Here is a 16,564-nt window from a genome sequence, read left to right on the forward strand (position 1 = left end):
CCAGTAGTGCAAGAATCTGCCCATGACTGTGGTTCCAGAAGATTTCGTCCCAGGTCTGGAAGGCGTCGTGGCCTTCACGACCAAGATCGCCGAGCCGGACAAAGACGGAGGATCGCTGCGCTACCGCGGCGTCGACATCGAGGATCTGGTGGGCCAGGGGGTCCACTTCGGCGACGTCTGGGCGTTGCTGGTCGACGGTGAATTCGGCCACGGACTGCCCCCGGCCGAGCCGTTCCCGTTGCCGATCCACACCGGTGACGTGCGGGTCGACGTGCAGGCCGGCCTGGCCATGCTGGCGCCCATCTGGGGGTACAAGCCGCTGCTGGACACCAACGAGCCGACCGCTCGCGACCAGTTGGCCCGCGCATCGGTGATGGCGCTGTCCTACGTCGCGCAGTCCGGTCGCGGCATTTACGTGCCGGCGGTCCCGCAGCGCCTCATCGACGAGTGTTCAACAGTCACAGCACGTTTCATGACCCGGTGGCGCGGCGAGCCGGATCCCCGACACATCGAGGCCATCGACGCTTATTGGGTGTCTGCTGCCGAACACGGCATGAACGCCTCGACATTCACCGCGCGGGTGATCGCATCCACCGGCGCCGACGTGGCAGCGGCGTTGTCCGGTGCGATCGGCGCTATGAGCGGCCCCCTGCACGGCGGTGCGCCGGCCCGGGTGCTGCCGATGATCGAAGAGGTCGAGCGCACCGATGATGCCCGCGGTCTGGTCAAGGGCATCCTGGACCGCGGCGAGAAGCTGATGGGTTTCGGACACCGGGTCTACCGCGCCGAGGACCCGCGCGCCAGAGTGTTGCGGGCGACCGCCAAGCGGCTGAACGCACCCCGCTACGACGTCGCGGTGGCGCTGGAGCAGGCGGCCCTGGCCGAGTTGCGGGAGCGTCGGCCGGACCGCCCGATCGAGACCAACGTCGAGTTCTGGGCGGCGGTCATCCTGGACTTCGCCGAAGTGCCGGCCAGCATGATGCCGGCGATGTTCACCTGTGGTCGCACCGCAGGATGGTGCGCCCACATCCTCGAGCAGAAGCGACTCGGCAAGCTGGTCCGCCCGTCGGCCATCTATGTAGGGCCGGCGCCGCGCCGAGCCGACTCCGTGAACGGCTGGGACAAGGTCCTCACCACCGTATAAGCGCTGCCCGCGGTTGGTAAGTCCGACGAGTTGTCGGTGCCCGGCATTAGCGTCGCGGATGCGCGATGAGTTCTGCCGGCCCGCCCGGTCAGTACATGTGAGCCCGAGCGGGCAGTACCCACCACCAGAGGAGTGACCACATGGCCATCACTGTCGAACCCGCAGTGTCCCCCCATCTCGTCGTCGACGACGCCGCGGCCGCGATCGACTTCTACGTCAAGGCTTTCGACGCCGTCGAGCTCGGCCGGGTGCCCGGCCCGGACGGCCGGCTCGTGCATGCCGCAGTGCAGATCAACGGCGCCACGGTGATGCTCAACGACGACTTCCCGGAGATGTGCAGTGGCACGTCGGTGACCCCGAAGTCGCTGGGCGGTACGCCGGTCACCATCCACCTCACGGTCAACGACGTCGACGCGAGGTTCCAGCAGGCACTGGACGCCGGGGCCACGATCGTGATGCCGCTCAGCGACCAGTTCTGGGGTGACCGCTATGGCGTGGTCGCCGATCCCTTCGGGCACAACTGGTCGTTGGGTCAGCCGGTGCGGGAGGTCAGCTACGACGAAATCCAGCAGGCGATGACCGCGGAGGCCGGCTAGCCGCGTTCGCGCAGTCGCCGCAGCAGGCCGGACACCCGTGACCGCCGCGCCCGCGGTGCGGTGGCAGCCACGGCGAGCATCTCGGCGACATCGGTGAACTTGGCGCGCGGACGTCCATCCTCGCCGCCGCGGGCGACCTCGGCGGCGTCGATGGCGCGCCAGCCCGCGGAGTCGACGACGTCGGGTTGGCGGTCAGCGACCAGCCGGTCCAGTGCCGACGGTCCAGCGACGGGGTCGGTCAGCTTGCCGGCATTGAAATCGGCCACCAGTGCCTGCACGGTCTGGAATGAGCACGATTTGTTGGTACCGATGAACCCGGTCGGTCCGCGCTTGATCCAGCCCGCGACGTAGGCGCCCGGAACGGGCTGGCCGGTGCCGGGGTCGATGACGCGGCCGCCGTCGTTGGGCACCACGGCGGCATCCTGGTCGAACGGCAGATCGCGAATGAGCTTGCCGCGGTAGCCGATCGACGTTAGCACCAAGCCGGCGTCGAGCCGACGGACCTCGTCGGTGCCGGTCACCCGGAACTCCATCCCGGTGGCGCGCTGCTCGCCGAGCACACGCTGCGGCGTCAGCCCATAGGCCAGCCGCACCCGCGGTCGCGACGCCGGCGCTGAGCCGTTACCCCGTGTGCGGAGGATCTCCAGCTTGGCCTTGGTCAACGGGTCGGACACCGTGGCCAGGTCCGCGAGCACCCGTCGATGATCGTCGGGCTCGAGGACCACATCGCAGGACTCGGTGAGCCCGACCAGCTCCGGCAGCGTGAACGCCGATTCGGCGGGTCCGCGGCGCGCCGCGATCACCACCTCGCGGACCGCGGACTTGCGGAACCGCTTCAGCGCGTGATCGGCGATATCGGTGTGGGCCAGATCGTCCGGATCGGCGGTCAGCACCCGTGCGACATCCAGAGCGACGTTGCCGTTGCCGACGATCAACACCCGCTCATGGCTGAGATCGACTGGCAGATCGGTGTATTCGGGGTGCCCATTGATCCACGCGACCAACTCGGTCGCGGTGCCGGTGCCCGGCAGACCCATCCCGTCTACATCGAGCCGCCGGTCGTCGGGCGCACCGACCGCATACAACACGGCGTGATGGTGCGCCAACAGCTCGGCGTGACTCACGTGCGTGCCGACCTCGACGTTGAGGAAGAACCGGAAGCGGCGATCGCCGGCCACCCGGTCGAACAGCCTGGTGACCTTCTTGGTGTGCTGGTGGTCGGGCGCGACCCCGGCACGCACCAAACCATAAGGCGTGGGCAGCTTTTCGAACACATTGACCCGGACGTCCGGCTGGATCAGCAACTCGTCGGCAGCGTACATCGCCGCCGGCCCGGACCCGACAATGGCCACCGTCAACGGCTTGCCCTGCGCGCGCACCTCAGCGGCCGGGATCACCGGTGCCAGCTTCGAGGTCGGCGGCAACTTCTCATGCGCAGGGCGTTCCGGATAGAACGACGCGTTGATCGCCACGAACGGCAGTTGCCGCACATCGAGCTTGCTGTCCGGGACGATCGCGCCGACCGGGCAGGCACTGACGCAGGCGCCACAGTCGACGCACGCCACCGGGTCGATGTAGAGCATCTCCGACGTCGCGTAGCCCGGTTCGTCCGGGGACGGGTGAATGCAATTGACCGGACACGCGAACACGCAGGACCCGTCATTGCAGCACGACTGGGTAATCACGTGCGGCATAAGCAAACTCGCAGACAGTTAGGCAGCGGGCACAGCGGCCAGGTGCTGACGCTGCGGCTCACTGCGATAGCGCGACGGCTTGCCGTTGATCTTGCAGATCCGCCACATCAGCCGGGCCGAACGGTTCTCCATCAACCCGGTGTCGTATGCCAGCATGCGGACGTCGGAGAACATGTCGCGCAGCCACTTCCGCGATTCCGGCGACCGGAAGAACAGTTCCTTCTTAACCGAACGCGGAATGTCGAACTCCTGCCAGAAGGCTTTGGGCGGGATAAGAATGGCGTTGCACAGAATCCGCATGGTCAGCGGGAAGTACAGCGACACCCAGAACTTCTGCCAGCGGGTCAGGTGCGGCAGCCGTCGGCGCAGGAACTCGTGTGCGAACGAGATGTGTCGCGCTTCCTCGGCGACGTGAATGGCCATCACCCGCTCCATGATCGGGTGCAACGCCTTGCCTTCGCGCAGCACCTGCTTCTGGGTGTGGTCGATGGGCTCCTCACCGGCGAGCACCCCGATGAAGAAGGCAACCGGCAGTGGGCCGGCCACCAGCGGGACGAACGGCGAGAGCCACTTCAGCCGGCGCGGCATGCCGGGGACATCGGCGCCGACCCGGTTCACCATCTCCTGGAACATCATGGTGTGGTTGCACTCTTCGACCGATTCGTGCAGGCAGTACCGGTACTCCGGGGACCCGTTGGGCACCCAGAAGGTGTAGGTCATCAGACCGCGGATCAGGATGGACTCGAAGTGCAGGCCCACCTTGGCCACGTTGGCCTGACGCCACATGCCGATCTTGATCTTGGTCTCGTCGGACTGGGCCCGGTACCACGGGTGGCGGCCCAGCGGGTCCGTCGCCGGGAGGATCCACCGGGGATCGTTGTCGGTGACCGCGAACTCCGGTGACTCCCAATCGATGTCGGTGTACGGGTTGAAGTTCCGCCGCACCGACCCCTCGGACAGTGTGGCGAGCATGTCCACGTACTCCGTGTCGTCGCGCACCTCCATATTGCGGCGCCAACGTCGAACCATGCGCGTCCTAGCCTTCAAAGCCATGAAAAGCCTCCCCAACGAGGTTGCATTCGGACGTGTAATTAATACGGTACCGCCGGTACTGGGAATTATCCAGACTTCATCCGCCTGCTGTGGCCCAGCCCGCTTGCACCCACCGACTGTGTGCTAGCTCACATCAGCGCCGTCACCAGGCGTTATGTCCCCCGCGTCGTCGGGAGCCAGACCCTGCTCACTACCCTGATCTCCATGGCCGACCAGACTTCTCTCGAGATTCCCGACGACCTCAAGCCACGCGACGGACGGTTCGGCTGCGGGCCCTCCAAGGTGCGGCCCGAGCAACTTCAAGCGCTCACCGGCAGCGCAGCAGCCCTATTCGGCACCTCGCACCGCCAGGCGCCGGTCAAGAACCTGGTGGGCCGGGTCCGCAGCGGGCTGGCCGAACTGTTCACCACGCCCGACGGGTACGAGGTCATCCTGGGCAACGGCGGCGCCACCGCATTCTGGGACGCCGCGGCGTTCGGATTGATCGACAAACGCTCGCTGCACCTCACCTTCGGCGAGTTCAGCGCGAAGTTCGCCGCTGGCGTCGCCAAGAACCCGTTCGTCGGCGATCCGATCATCGTCAAAGCGGACCCGGGCAGCGCGCCTGAACCTCAGTCCGACCCGTCGGTCGACGTGATCGCCTGGGCGCACAACGAGACGTCGACGGGCGTCGCGGTACCGGTGCGCCGACCCGCCGACTCCGGAGATGCGCTGGTGGTCATCGACGCCACCTCGGGCGCGGGCGGACTGCCGGTCGACATCACCGACGTCGACGCCTACTACTTCGCGCCGCAGAAGAACTTCGCCAGCGACGGCGGCCTGTGGCTGGCCGTCATGAGCCCGGCTGCGCTGGCCCGCGTCGAAGCCATCGCCTCTTCGGGTCGCTGGGTGCCCGACTTCCTGTCGCTGCCGATCGCGGTCGAGAACAGCGTGAAGAACCAGACCTACAACACCCCGGCGATCGCCACGCTCGCCTTGATGGCTGAGCAACTCGACTGGTTGCTCGGCAACGGCGGCCTGGACTGGGCGGTCAAGCGCACCGCTGACTCCTCGCAACGGTTGTACTCCTGGGCCGAGGAGCGATCGTTCACCACTCCGTTCGTCGCCGACCCGGCGTTGCGGTCGCAAGTGGTGGGCACGATCGACTTCGTCGACGACATCGACGCGACCACAGTGGCCAAGACGCTGCGGGCGAACGGGATCGTCGACACCGAGCCGTACCGCAAGCTCGGCCGCAACCAGTTGCGCATTGCGATGTTTCCGGCGGTCGACCCCGACGACATCAGTGCGCTGATCGCCTGCATCGACTGGGTTGTGGAGCGGCTCTGACCCGCGCCCGCGTGTCAACGAGGTTAACGACGTCTGGCGCACTAGAGTGCGCAGCTGACGGGTCCGTCGCTGACCTGCACGGAGCCTGCGAGGAGAAGCCATGCGGGAACTCAAAGTGGTTGGGCTCGATCCCGACGGCAAATACGTCCTCTGCGAGGGGGCCAGCTCCGCCGAGAAGTTCAGACTTCCGGCCGACGACCGCCTACGGGCCGCATTGAACGGGGAAGAGCTGCCGGTCGAGCAGCCCGCGCTCGACATCGACGTGACGAACATGTTGAGCCCCAAGGAGATTCAGGCCCGAATCCGCGCCGGCGCCTCAGTCGAACAGGTCGCTGCCGCATCGGGATCCGACATCGCGCGGATCCAGCGATTCGCCAACCCGGTGTTGCTGGAACGTTTCCGCGCTGCCGAACTGGCAACTGCCGCCCACCCGATCCTGGCCGACGGACCCGCCGTGCTGACGCTGCTAGAGACCGTGACCGCCGCGCTGGTGGCGCGCGGCCTCAACGCCGACCGGCTCAGCTGGGACGCCTGGCGCAACGAGGACAGCCGCTGGACGGTGCAGCTGGGCTGGCACGCCGGACGGTCGGACAACCGTGCCCATTTCCGCTTCACCCCCGGGGCGCACGGCGGTGTGGTCAGCGCGATCGACGACGCGGCCAGCGAGCTCATCGACCCCGACTTCAAGCCGCGGCAGCTGGCGCCGGTGGCGCATCTGGCCTTCGAGCCCACCCCCGAGGCCGCGCAACCGGAAGCGGCCGCACCCAGTGCACCGGTCGCACCGGAGACACCCGCCGACCAACCGACCGGTAGCCGCCGGGGCAAGCCGGCCATCCCGGCCTGGGAGGATGTGCTGCTCGGGGTGCGATCAAGCGGGCACCGCTAGCCCAGGCCGCCCAGCAGCGTCACCGCGATCAGGGCCAACCAGGCGCCGACCACACCGGTTCCCGCGCCCAGCACGAACCATCTCAGCACCAGAGTCCGCCGCCATCCCCAGAACGTGGGCGCCAGCCCGCCGACCGCCACGATGTTCAGCCCCACCGCCAGCAGCGGATGCACCCGCAGCAACCCGAGGCTGAGCACCACGATCGCGGCGCCGGTGACCGCGGCGACAAATGCGGCCACCCCTAAACCCGTGCCCCACGGGACGGATTCGTCGGTCATGCAGGCAGCCTAACCCCCGCTCGGCGCCAACCGGATCCGCTCGTAGAACGCCAGTGCCGCCGCGGTCGCGACGTTCAAGGAGTCGGTGCCGCGCGACATCGGGATGCGCACCCGCGCGTCGGCGATGCGCAGCGCTGCCGACGTCAGCCCCGGCCCCTCGGCACCGACCAGCAGCGCGACCGGCTGGTTGGCGACCGCAGCCATGGCCTCGGCCAGCGGACGAGCATCGCGGTGCGGCGTCAGCGCCAACACCCGGAAGCCGCGTTCCTGCAGCCCGACGAGGTCGGCGGGCCACTGCGCGGTGCGGGCATAGGGCACCAGCAGCGCGTGCCCCATGGAGACCCGGACCGCGCGGCGATAGAGCGGATCGGCACAGCCGCTGCCGAAGATCACCGCGTCGACGTCCAGGCCCGCCGCATTGCGGAAGATCGAACCCAGATTCTCGTGATCGTTGACACCTTCGAGCACGGCGACCGTGCGGGCGCCCTCGACGACGTCACCGACGCTGGCCTCCGCGACGCGACCCGCAGCGGCAAGGACGCCGCGGTTGAGGTGGAATCCGACGACCTGGGCCATGACGTCCGGGGTAACCCGGTAGTAGGGCGCCGCGGTGCCGGCCAGATCGTTTTCCAGTTCGACCAGCCGGCGATCGGTGCCCAGCAACCCGCGCGGAGTGAATCGCGAGGCCAGCATCCGTTGCACCACCAGCACGCCTTCGGCGATCACCAGGCCTTTACCGGTCGGCAGGTCGGGACGACGATCAACGCTGTTCAGGTCGCGGAAATCGTCGAGGCGTGGGTCGTCGGGATCGGTGATGTCGCGGACGTCGACGTCCGGGGCCGTCACGGACTTTCGTCGACCAGCGCCGACATCAGGTCGGCGGCATTGCGCAGGACGTCCTTCTGGCCATCGTTGAGGGTGCTGAGCCGATCGGCCAGCCACTCCTGACGGGCCCGCCGCGCCGCTTTGACCAGCTCGGCACCCGACTCGGACACCGAAACCAGCACCTGGCGACCGTCGACCGGGTGCGGGGCCCGATCCACCAGCCCCTCGTCGGCCAGCGAAGCGATAACCCGGGTCATCGACGGGGGCCGCACGCGTTCGCGAATCGCCAGCGCACCGGGGGTCATCGCACCCTCGTTGGCCAGCGTCGTCAGCGCCGACAACTGGGACAGCGACACCGGCGACGACGGATTCCGGAAACGAAGTTGGCGTGACAACCGCATGACTGCCAACGACAAGTCGGCAGCCAACCGCGCATCCCTGTCAGGCACAGCGCGAGGTTACAACGGAACCCGGGAAACGTGAACGAGAAACGACGAACCCGGCGCTGACGGACCCCACACCCTCGACAGGGTCCGGATTGCCCGACGCGTTATGTTGAGACGCGATGAGCACCGAGACCGATCCGCAGCCGCCGCCGTTGCCACCGGCACTGCTCGAGGTCTGGCCGGTCATCCTGGCCGGTGCTCTGGCCTGGGCCATTGCCGCGGGTGTGGCTTTCGCGGTGCCCGGCGTAGCGAGTTGGCGACCGATCACCGTGGCCGGCCTGGCAGTGGGAGTACTGGGCACCAGCATCTTCGTGTGGCAGCTGGCAGCTGCCCGACGCGGCGCTCGCGGCGCCCAGACCGGGCTCGAGAAGTATCTCGAGCCGAAATAAGACACACCCTCGGAGGACAAATGGCCAGCCCGCTCTTGCAGGCACAGATCGACATCGACGCGCCGCCGGCGAAGGTATGGGAGCTGATCTCAGATTTCCGGCGGATGCCGGAGTGGAGCCCCCAGTGCCGGTGGATGCGGCCGTTCGGACCGCTGCGCGTCGGCACCCGCACCCTGAACATCAATCGCCGCAACCGGTTGTTCTGGCCCACCACCAGCACGGTCGTCGACGTCGTCCCGGAGCAGCGGCTGGCATTCCGGGTCGATGCCAACCGGACCATCTGGAGCTACGAACTCGAGCCGCAGGGCCAGGGCACCCGCCTCACCGAGAGTCGGCACGCCGAGAACGGCGTATCTGCGTTCTCGAGCATGACCGTCAAAGCCCTGCTCGGCGGCAACACCAGCTTCGAACGGGAATTGGTCGAGGGTATGAACACCTCGCTGGCCAAGATCAAGGCCGCCGCCGAGAAAAGTTAGTCGGATTGGTCGCCGGTAGCGGCAGGCGGGTCAGCACCGGGCTCAGCAGCGCCGGCAGGCTCCTCCGGTACGACCGGCTCGTCCGGCACTGACTCCTGCGGCACGACGGGCTCCTCGGCGTCGGCGGGCTCTTCGGCGACGACCGGCTCGGCCGCAACGCTGGCGGGCTCGGTCACCGGCTGCTCCGATACCTCGAGGACGCCGTCGTCGAACGGCTCGTACAGCGGCGAACCGGTGCCCGCCGGGGTCGGCGTGTCCGAGTGGGCGCCACACCCGTAGAGCTTGTCCACGACGTGCCCGTCAGCGGACAGTTCGTTGCCGCACACGCCGAACATCGAGCCCAGCGACCCGGCCAACGGCAGGAAGAAACCGCAGTCACGGCACACCCGCTTGGTGGACCGCGACATCGCCGAGTCGGGTCCGTAGTCACCCTCATGCCAGCGTTCAGCGGCATCCGCGCGACCCCACGGGCTCATCAACCAGCGTCTGCCCAGCCCGAGCTCGACGGCAACCTCGTCCAACTGCGGGTCACCGGTGGCGGTGTAGCCGGGCACCAGTCGCGGGTCGTCGTTGACCGGCGCAAGCAGGTCACCCGGACCCAGATCGCCGGGTCGCACCCGTTGTTCCCACGGCACCCACTCCGGCGCCAGCAGCGCCGACGGTCCCGGGATCAGCACCACCTCGCTGATCGTGGCATGGTCGGCTCCGGGATAGCTGGCGACGACGACAGCCCACTGCCAGCCCTGGTAGCCGGGCAGATGGGCCAGGAAGCTGTGCGTTGCGGTGTTCGGATCCTCGTAGCTGACACCCAGGTACTCGCCGACAGCCGTTGACCCACTGAACTCGGCAACGGCGGCGCGCGCCTGATCGACGGCACCCGTGAGCACCCCGGCAAGGTCCTCCGGCCATGCCGCCACGGTCACGGCACCGGCACCTTGCCCGGTCTCCTCAATGGGTCCGGTCACACTCTCCCCTCTCTGCGACACAGCCCTAATACTGCCGGAAGACACGTCCGGCCAGCCACACCGGTTGGCTACACCAGCAGTCCGCATAGGACAGAATTGAACCGTGTCTGGACGGCGGCGTGATCATCCGGGCCGGGTGGCCCCACCTCCGGGCCGCCGGACCCACAGCGACCCGGGCGGCGCTGGGCAACATCCCGGCATGGCGAACTACCCGGCGGGCGATGTCGACCCCCGCCGCCCCCGCCGCCCACCACCGATGCCCAGCTCCAACCGTTATCTGCCGCCGCTGGGCGCCGAACCACCACCCGGACGCGACATCCCGCCCGAACCGTCGCGCGGTTTCGCCAACGGTGAGCGCATCACCGTCACCCGTGCCGCGGCGATGCGCAGCCGCGAAATGGGGTCCCGGATGTACTGGATGGTGCAGCGGGCGGCCACCGCGGACGGCGCCGACAAATCCGGTCTGACCGCGCTCACCTGGCCGGTGATGGCGAACTTCGCCGTCGACTCCGCCATGGCGGTAGCGCTGGCCAACACCCTGTTCTTCGCGGCAGCCACCGGCGAAAGCAAGTCGAAAGTCGCGCTGTACCTGTTGATCACCATCGCGCCGTTCGCCGTCATCGCACCACTGATCGGACCGGCGTTGGACAAGCTGCAGCACGGCCGGCGCGTCGCGCTGGCGATGTCGTTCGCGCTGCGGACCGCTCTGGCGCTGGTGCTGATCATGAACTACGACGGCGCCACCGGCAGCTTCCCGTCCTGGGTGCTCTACCCCTGCGCACTGGCCATGATGGTGTTCTCCAAATCATTCAGCGTGCTGCGCAGTGCAGTGACACCCCGGGTGATGCCGCCGACGATCGACCTGGTGCGGGTCAATTCCCGCCTGACCGTATTCGGCCTGCTGGGCGGCACCATTGCCGGCGGTGCCATCGCCGCCGGCGTCGAGTTCGCGGGTACGCACCTGTTGAAGCTGCCCGGCGCGCTGTTCGTGGTCGTCGGGATCACGATCGCCGGCGCGCTGCTCTCGATGCGGATCCCCAGCTGGGTCGAGGTGACCGCCGGTGAGGTCCCCGCCACGCTGAGTTATCACCGCGACAGCGACACCGCGCGGCGCAGCTGGCCCGAAGCCGCGAAGAAGCCCGGCGGAACACTCCGACAACCGTTGGGCCGCAACATCATCACTTCGCTGTGGGGCAATTGCACCATCAAGGTGATGGTCGGTTTCCTGTTCCTGTATCCAGCGTTCGTCGCCAAGGCGCACGACGCCGACGGATGGGTGCAGCTGGGAATGCTGGGGCTGATCGGCGCTGCGGCCGCCCTGGGCAACTTCGCCGGCAACTTCGCCAGCGCACGATTGGAACTGGGCCGCCCGGCCGTGCTGGTGGTCCGCTGCACTGTGGTGGTCACCGCGTTCGCGCTGGTGGCCGCGGTGGCCGGGAACCTGGTCCTGGCCGCCGTCGCCACCCTGGTCACCTCCGGGTCGAGCGCCATCGCGAAGGCATCGTTGGACGCGTCGCTGCAGCACGATCTACCCGAGGAGTCGCGCGCATCGGGATTCGGGCGCTCGGAGTCCACCCTGCAGCTGGCCTGGGTGCTGGGCGGGGCGGTCGGGGTGCTGGTGTACACCGAGCTCTGGGTAGGGTTCACCGCGGTCAGCGCCCTGCTGATTCCGGGGCTGGCGCAAACCATCGTCAGTTTCCGGGGACGTTCGCTGATCCCCGGCCTCGGGGGTAACCGGCCGGTGATGGTGATGCAGGAAGGGACGCGTCACGGCGCGGCAGGGATGCCGCAGTGAAGCCCCGGGTCGTCGCAGTGCTGGCAATCGTGGCCATGCTGGCCGCCGGGGCAGGTGTCGGAACGTTTCTGCTGATGCGCCGTCAGGGCCCCCACTTCCCCACCGTCAGCGCCTATTCGAACGGACACCTGACTCGGGTCGGGCCGTATATGTATTGCAATGTGCTCAACCTGGACGACTGCCAGTCGCCGCAGACCCAGGGCGAACTGCGGGTGAGCGAGCGACTTCCGGTGCAGCTGTCGGTGCCCGAAGCCATTTCCCGCGCACCCTGGCGCCTGCTGCGCATCTATGAGGACCCCACGAACACCACCACCACACTGTTCCGCCCCGACACCCGACTGGCGCTGACCATCCCCACCGTCGACCCGCAGCGCGGCAAACTGACCGGGGTGGTCGTGCAGCTGCTGACGCTGGTAGTGGACAACGGGGAACTGCGGGAGGCCCCGCATGCGGAATGGTCCATCCGCCTGGTCTCCTGAGGCAGTTTGGGATCGATGTCTCCAACACGTTGCGCTGCATGCCTTTTGCGCCGTCGCGCGCGCATGTTCGAGCACAGTTGCGTCGGTACGACGGTGCGGTCGCCGTGCGGCAGATGAGCGGGTTGCTGCTCCAGTGGTGGCGCGAGGGTGATCATTTCGACCAGCTGAGTTCGCACCTCGAGGCGCGCGGAATGACCCGCGCGATTCGCGCCCGCGTCTCGTTCATAGCGGGATCGCTGAGCCTGGTGGCGATCGGATCGATTTGGAGTCCGGTCGGGCCGCACGGGACCGTGCCGATCGCGCTGGCGCTGATCGCCGGCGTCTGCGCCGCTGCCAACGCCCTGTTGTGGGCACTTCGGTGGCCGACCCGCCGCCAGGCGACCGGGTTCGCCATCGCATCGAGCACCGGGATCGCGCTGGTGGTGCTGGCGCAGAGCAATCCCGCCGCGGCCATGTTGGGCTGCACGACGTTCACGGGCCTGGCCATCCATCAGTCGCTGTTCCACTCCGCTCGCGTCATTGCGTACAACTTCTGCTGCGCCCTGGTCGTGGCGTCGGTGAAGACGGTTGGGCTGGTCGCCCAATTCGGCCTGGCCGGTGCTCTTGTCGCGTTCTGGTTGGTGGTGTTGCTCAATATCTCCGCGCCACTCGCGCTCTATGTTGCGGGTCAGATCCTCGGGCCGGACGCGTATCGGGCCGATCGTGATTCGCTGACCGGTCTGTTCAACCGGCGAGCTTTCTATCTGCATTCGCAACGCATTTTGCAAGAGTGTGCCGGCCGTGCCACCGATCTGGTGATCGCGGTCATCGACCTCGACCGGTTCAAGCAACTCAACGACAGGTACGGCCACGCAACCGGGGACGCGGCACTGGTGTCCGTGGCGCAGACGTTGCGGGACGGTACCGGCGAGAAGGCGGTGATCGGTCGACTCGGCGGCGAGGAGTTCGCCTTCGCCGACGAGTGGCCGCCCGGCGAAGTAGCCGAACGGGCGCAGCGATTGTGCACCGCGATAGCCGAATTGCCGTTCGGGATCACCGCCAGCATCGGCACGACCACCTTCCGGGTGGAAGGCGCTACGCCCCAGGCCGATATCGATACTGTGTTGGCCGATCTGGTGTCGCTGGCCGACGCGGCGATGTACAGCGCAAAGGGCAAGGGCGGCAACCAAGCCGGACATCACCGCCGAACCGGTGACCAAGACCCGGCACCGGTCGATCAGGACGGCTCAGCCTGATCCGCACCGTGGCCGGTCGGTACCCGCTCGCCGTCGGCCACCGGGCCGGGCGGGGCACCGTCCCCGAATGGCCTGCCGCCCAACGCTTCACGTCCGTGTGGGGAAAGCCAGTTGGTGAGGTCGGGGCCCTTGGGCACGACGCCGGTGGGGTTGATGTCTGAGTGCACGATGTAGTAGTGCTGCTTGATCTGGACGAAATCGGTGGTGTCACCGAAACCCGGCGTCTGGAACAGATCTCGGGCATAGGCCCACAGCACCGGCATCTCGGACACTTTGCCGCGGTTGCACTTGAAGTGACCGTGGTAGACCGGGTCGAAGCGGGCCAGCGTGGTGAAGAGTCGCACGTCGGCTTCGGTGATAATGTCTCCCACCAGGTATCGCTGGTTCTCGAGCCGATCGCTCACCCAGTCCAGGGCGGTGAACAACCGGTCGTAGGCGGCTTCGTAGGCGTCCTGCGACCCGGCGAACCCGCATCGGTACACGCCGTTGTTGATCTCGGTGTAGATCCGCGTGCTCACCTCGTCGATCTCATCGCGCAACCGTTCAGGGTAGAGCTGGGGCGCCCCCTCACGGTGGTATGCCGTCCATTCCGTGGAGAAGTCGAGCGTGATCTGCGCGAAGTCATTGGTGACCACCGCGCCGGTGGGGATATCGACGATGGCGGGGACGGTGATCCCTTTGGCGTAGTCCGGGTCGCGCTTGAAGTAGGCATCCTGCAGCCGCGGGATCTTCAGCACCGGGTCCACCCCGCCCGGATCGAGATCGAAGGTCCAGCTGCGCTCGTCATGGGTGGGACCGCAAAATCCAATGGACAGAACCGGTTCCAGGCCGAGCAGTCGCCGAACGATGATCGTGCGGTTGGCCCAGGGACAGGCCCGGGCGACCACTAACCGGTATCTGCCCGGCTCGACCGAATAACCGTCGCGTCCGTCCGCGGTGATGCGCGTGGTGAGGTACGTGGTGTCCCGGTTGAATTCGCCTGTTCCGGCGACATACTCGGCCATCGTCGCACCCTAGACCTTTGCTTCGGTCGGGTGGGGCACGACTTTGCGAGCCAGATTCTCGGCACTGGACGGGCCTGGCTCCCAGGGCGCAATCCACGGGCCGGTGCCTTCGGACTGGTCCAGAATGCCGTTCTCCAGCCAGGTGTAACGCCCGTCCAACACATCGTTGGTCACCCGCACGTCGCTGCTGTCGGTGTTGGTCCACAGTGCGTCGAACAGTGCCTCCACCCGCAAAGTTGCTTGCTGACAGAATATTTCGGCAAGTTCATGAGCTTGCTTCCCGAGTGCCGGGTCGGACCCGCGCTGGGCTTCGGCTCGCACGCACACCGCAGCCATCGCGAAAAGCTCCGCGCCGATGTCCACGATCCGGCCCAGGAATCCTTGCTTCTGCTCCAGTTTCGCCTGCCAGCGCGCCATCCCGTAGAAGGTGTTGCGGGCCAGCTTGCGGCTGGACCGTTCGACGAAGCGTAGGTGAGCGGCCAGCTGACCGAATTCGTGGTAGGCGGTCGGTCGTTGTCCCTCGCCAAAGACCAGTTTGGGCAACCACTTTGCGTAGAAGCCGCTCGCCCCGACCGCGGCCGCCGCCTTCTGTCGCAGGTCGGAATCGGCCTTGGCGAGATCACCGGCAGCACTGAGGTGCGCGTCGACGGCTTCCCGCGCGATGAGCAGCCGCATGATCTCGCTGGATCCCTCGAAGATGCGGTTGATCCGCAGATCCCGCAACGACTGCTCCACCGGCGCGGCCCGCTCCCCGCGCGCGGCCAGCGACTCGGCCGTCTCGTAACCCCGGCCGCCCCGGATCTGCATCAGATCGTCGGCGATGACGCACGCCATCTCACTGCACCACAGCTTGGCCAGCGCGGCTTCGATCCGGATGTCGTTGCGGTCTTCGTCTGCCATCTGACCCGACAACTCGACCACTGCATCGAGGGCGTACACGGTCGCGGCCATGAACGAGATCTGACGGGCGACTGCTTCGTGTTTGCCGATCGGCTTGCCCCACTGCACCCGCTCGCGCGACCATTCCCGCGCGATCTTCAACGACCATTTCGCCGAGCCGGTCACCATCGCGGGCAGCGCCAGGCGCCCGACGTTGAGGGTGGTCAGCGCGATCCGCAGACCGTCGCCTTCCCGGCCGATCAAGTTCTCCGCGGGTACTCGCACGCGGTGCATCCGGGTCAGGCCGTTCTCGATGCCGCGCAGCCCCATGAACTGGTTGCGCCGCTCCACGGTGATTCCGGGCGAATCCGCCTCCACCACGAAGGCACTGATGCCGCCGCGGTGCCCCTCGCACTTGGGCACGCGGGCCATCACCACCAGCAGCTCGGCGATCACCCCGTTGGTGGTCCACAGCTTCACGCCTTCGAGTTCGTAGGCCGCGCCGTCGTCGACCGGTGTTGCCGTGGCACCCAACCGTGCCGGATCGGACCCGACGTCGGGCTCGGTGAGCAGGAAGGCCGAGATGGCGCCCGCGGCACACCTCGGCAGGAACTTCTGTTTCTGCTCCGCGGAGCCGGCGAGCTTGAGTGGCTCGGGCACCCCGATCGACTGGTGTGCGGACAGCAACGCGCCGAGGCTGGGGTGCACGGTGGTGACCAGCATCAGCGCGCGGTTGTACGCCACTTGGGACATACCCAGACCGCCGTACTCCGTCGGAATCTTCATCCCGAAGCAGCCCAATTCGGCTAGGCCGGTGATGTATTCGTCGGGAATCCGGGCGTCTCGCTCGATGACGCTGCCGTCCACGTCGACCAGGAATCCGCGTAGCTTCGCCAGGAACTCCTCGGCGCGCGCCTCGTCCGCCTCCGCCGGCTTGGGGAAAGGGTGGATGAGCTCCAGCGGAAACCGGCCCAGGAACAGCTCCTTGGCGAAAGACGGCTTTTCCCATCCGCTTTCGCGGGATTCTTCGGCGACAGCCCGGGCTTGTTCTTCGCTGACCTGCGCTTGCTGTGCCATCGCCGCCTCCTCGT

At 67.4% G+C, this 16,564-nt stretch carries 16 protein-coding genes and 1 pseudogene; 9 read left to right on the forward strand and 8 right to left on the reverse strand.

Annotated features, from left to right (window positions below; genetic code table 11):
* The first annotated feature begins 22 nt into the window (after positions 1–22).
* Entirely contained in the window at positions 23–1,144 is a 1,122-nt protein-coding gene (locus AC5Y3Z_RS13070) for a citrate synthase 2 (RefSeq protein ID WP_463827338.1), read from the forward strand.
* 140 nt (positions 1,145–1,284) lie between these two features.
* Positions 1,285–1,740 carry a VOC family protein gene (locus AC5Y3Z_RS13075; protein ID WP_463827337.1) on the forward strand — a complete coding sequence of 152 codons (456 nt, stop codon included), beginning with the start codon at positions 1,285–1,287 and terminating at the stop codon, positions 1,738–1,740.
* On the opposite strand, the gene AC5Y3Z_RS13080 is transcribed toward AC5Y3Z_RS13075, so the two are convergent.
* A complete protein-coding gene (locus AC5Y3Z_RS13080) occupies positions 1,737–3,434 on the reverse strand; it encodes a 4Fe-4S binding protein (protein WP_463827336.1) in 1,698 nt (565 codons plus the stop codon). The genes AC5Y3Z_RS13075 and AC5Y3Z_RS13080 overlap by 4 nt on opposite strands.
* Before the next feature lie 18 nt (positions 3,435–3,452).
* Positions 3,453–4,487 carry an AurF N-oxygenase family protein gene (locus tag AC5Y3Z_RS13085; protein ID WP_463827335.1) on the reverse strand — a complete coding sequence of 345 codons (1,035 nt, stop codon included), beginning with the start codon at positions 4,485–4,487 and terminating at the stop codon, positions 3,453–3,455.
* A gap of 204 nt (positions 4,488–4,691) precedes the next feature.
* Between AC5Y3Z_RS13085 and serC the strand changes: the two genes are divergently transcribed.
* Positions 4,692–5,816 carry a phosphoserine transaminase gene (gene serC, locus AC5Y3Z_RS13090; RefSeq protein ID WP_463827334.1) on the forward strand — a complete coding sequence of 375 codons (1,125 nt, stop codon included), beginning with the start codon at positions 4,692–4,694 and terminating at the stop codon, positions 5,814–5,816.
* Between the two features lie 100 nt (positions 5,817–5,916).
* On the forward strand, positions 5,917–6,702 hold the full coding sequence (gene sepH, locus AC5Y3Z_RS13095) for a septation protein SepH (protein WP_463827333.1): 786 nt from the start codon (positions 5,917–5,919) through the stop codon (positions 6,700–6,702).
* Here sepH and AC5Y3Z_RS13100 read toward each other — a convergent pair.
* The 3 genes from AC5Y3Z_RS13100 to AC5Y3Z_RS13110 are packed head-to-tail and all read right to left on the reverse strand — an operon-like array spanning position 6,699 to position 8,254.
* Positions 6,699–6,980 carry a DUF2537 domain-containing protein gene (locus AC5Y3Z_RS13100; protein ID WP_463827332.1) on the reverse strand — a complete coding sequence of 94 codons (282 nt, stop codon included), beginning with the start codon at positions 6,978–6,980 and terminating at the stop codon, positions 6,699–6,701. The genes sepH and AC5Y3Z_RS13100 overlap by 4 nt on opposite strands.
* A gap of 9 nt (positions 6,981–6,989) precedes the next feature.
* Positions 6,990–7,826 carry a TrmH family RNA methyltransferase gene (locus AC5Y3Z_RS13105; RefSeq protein ID WP_463827331.1) on the reverse strand — a complete coding sequence of 279 codons (837 nt, stop codon included), beginning with the start codon at positions 7,824–7,826 and terminating at the stop codon, positions 6,990–6,992.
* Positions 7,823–8,254 (reverse strand): Rv0880 family HTH-type transcriptional regulator, encoded by a 432-nt coding sequence (locus tag AC5Y3Z_RS13110; protein ID WP_463827330.1) that lies wholly within the window; start codon positions 8,252–8,254, stop codon positions 7,823–7,825. Before AC5Y3Z_RS13110 ends, AC5Y3Z_RS13105 begins: the two co-directional genes overlap by 4 nt.
* Before the next feature lie 116 nt (positions 8,255–8,370).
* Here AC5Y3Z_RS13110 and AC5Y3Z_RS13115 point away from each other — a divergent pair, with 116 nt between their 5' ends.
* On the forward strand, positions 8,371–8,640 hold the full coding sequence (locus AC5Y3Z_RS13115; protein WP_463827329.1) for a DUF2530 domain-containing protein: 270 nt from the start codon (positions 8,371–8,373) through the stop codon (positions 8,638–8,640).
* 20 nt (positions 8,641–8,660) lie between these two features.
* A complete protein-coding gene (locus tag AC5Y3Z_RS13120; protein ID WP_463827328.1) occupies positions 8,661–9,116 on the forward strand; it encodes an SRPBCC family protein in 456 nt (151 codons plus the stop codon).
* Positions 9,117–9,292: 176 nt separating this feature from the next.
* Here the strand turns inward: AC5Y3Z_RS13120 and AC5Y3Z_RS13125 are convergent.
* Positions 9,293–10,081: pseudogene (locus AC5Y3Z_RS13125) on the reverse strand (DUF3027 domain-containing protein); the annotation flags it as partial.
* A gap of 136 nt (positions 10,082–10,217) precedes the next feature.
* Between AC5Y3Z_RS13125 and AC5Y3Z_RS13130 the strand changes: the two are divergent.
* From AC5Y3Z_RS13130 to AC5Y3Z_RS13140, 3 genes are read left to right on the forward strand one after another with little or no spacing between them, the layout of a single operon-like run.
* Positions 10,218–11,876 carry an MFS transporter gene (locus AC5Y3Z_RS13130; RefSeq protein WP_463827503.1) on the forward strand — a complete coding sequence of 553 codons (1,659 nt, stop codon included), beginning with the start codon at positions 10,218–10,220 and terminating at the stop codon, positions 11,874–11,876.
* A 35-nt stretch (positions 11,877–11,911) separates the two neighbouring features.
* The gene (locus AC5Y3Z_RS13135) at positions 11,912–12,355 is read left to right on the forward strand and encodes a DUF2771 domain-containing protein (RefSeq protein WP_463827502.1); all 444 of its coding nucleotides are present in this window, start codon (positions 11,912–11,914) and stop codon (positions 12,353–12,355) included.
* Between the two features lie 38 nt (positions 12,356–12,393).
* On the forward strand, positions 12,394–13,590 hold the full coding sequence (locus tag AC5Y3Z_RS13140) for a GGDEF domain-containing protein (RefSeq protein WP_463827327.1): 1,197 nt from the start codon (positions 12,394–12,396) through the stop codon (positions 13,588–13,590).
* Here AC5Y3Z_RS13140 and AC5Y3Z_RS13145 read toward each other — a convergent pair.
* Positions 13,572–14,594 (reverse strand): glutathione S-transferase family protein, encoded by a 1,023-nt coding sequence (locus tag AC5Y3Z_RS13145; RefSeq protein ID WP_463827326.1) that lies wholly within the window; start codon positions 14,592–14,594, stop codon positions 13,572–13,574. The two genes, AC5Y3Z_RS13140 and AC5Y3Z_RS13145, sit on opposite strands and share 19 nt — an antisense overlap.
* A 9-nt stretch (positions 14,595–14,603) precedes the next feature.
* A complete protein-coding gene (locus AC5Y3Z_RS13150; protein WP_463827325.1) occupies positions 14,604–16,550 on the reverse strand; it encodes an acyl-CoA dehydrogenase family protein in 1,947 nt (648 codons plus the stop codon).
* Between the last annotated feature and the right edge of the window lie 14 nt (positions 16,551–16,564).

It is taken from the genome of Mycobacterium sp. NGS61 (assembly GCF_059812325.1).

Coding starts and splice junctions, on each gene's coding strand:
- AC5Y3Z_RS13075 (WP_463827337.1), top strand. CDS start 1,285: ATGGCCATCACTGTCGAACCCGCAGTGTCCCCCCATCTCGTCGTCGAC.
- AC5Y3Z_RS13100 (WP_463827332.1), bottom strand. CDS start 6,980: ATGACCGACGAATCCGTCCCGTGGGGCACGGGTTTAGGGGTGGCCGCA.
- AC5Y3Z_RS13085 (WP_463827335.1), bottom strand. CDS start 4,487: ATGGCTTTGAAGGCTAGGACGCGCATGGTTCGACGTTGGCGCCGCAAT.
- AC5Y3Z_RS13080 (WP_463827336.1), bottom strand. CDS start 3,434: ATGCCGCACGTGATTACCCAGTCGTGCTGCAATGACGGGTCCTGCGTG.
- serC (WP_463827334.1), top strand. CDS start 4,692: ATGGCCGACCAGACTTCTCTCGAGATTCCCGACGACCTCAAGCCACGC.
- sepH (WP_463827333.1), top strand. CDS start 5,917: ATGCGGGAACTCAAAGTGGTTGGGCTCGATCCCGACGGCAAATACGTC.
- AC5Y3Z_RS13115 (WP_463827329.1), top strand. CDS start 8,371: ATGAGCACCGAGACCGATCCGCAGCCGCCGCCGTTGCCACCGGCACTG.
- AC5Y3Z_RS13150 (WP_463827325.1), bottom strand. CDS start 16,550: ATGGCACAGCAAGCGCAGGTCAGCGAAGAACAAGCCCGGGCTGTCGCC.
- AC5Y3Z_RS13145 (WP_463827326.1), bottom strand. CDS start 14,594: ATGGCCGAGTATGTCGCCGGAACAGGCGAATTCAACCGGGACACCACG.
- AC5Y3Z_RS13070 (WP_463827338.1), top strand. CDS start 23: ATGACTGTGGTTCCAGAAGATTTCGTCCCAGGTCTGGAAGGCGTCGTG.
- AC5Y3Z_RS13120 (WP_463827328.1), top strand. CDS start 8,661: ATGGCCAGCCCGCTCTTGCAGGCACAGATCGACATCGACGCGCCGCCG.
- AC5Y3Z_RS13135 (WP_463827502.1), top strand. CDS start 11,912: ATGCTGGCCGCCGGGGCAGGTGTCGGAACGTTTCTGCTGATGCGCCGT.
- AC5Y3Z_RS13140 (WP_463827327.1), top strand. CDS start 12,394: ATGCCTTTTGCGCCGTCGCGCGCGCATGTTCGAGCACAGTTGCGTCGG.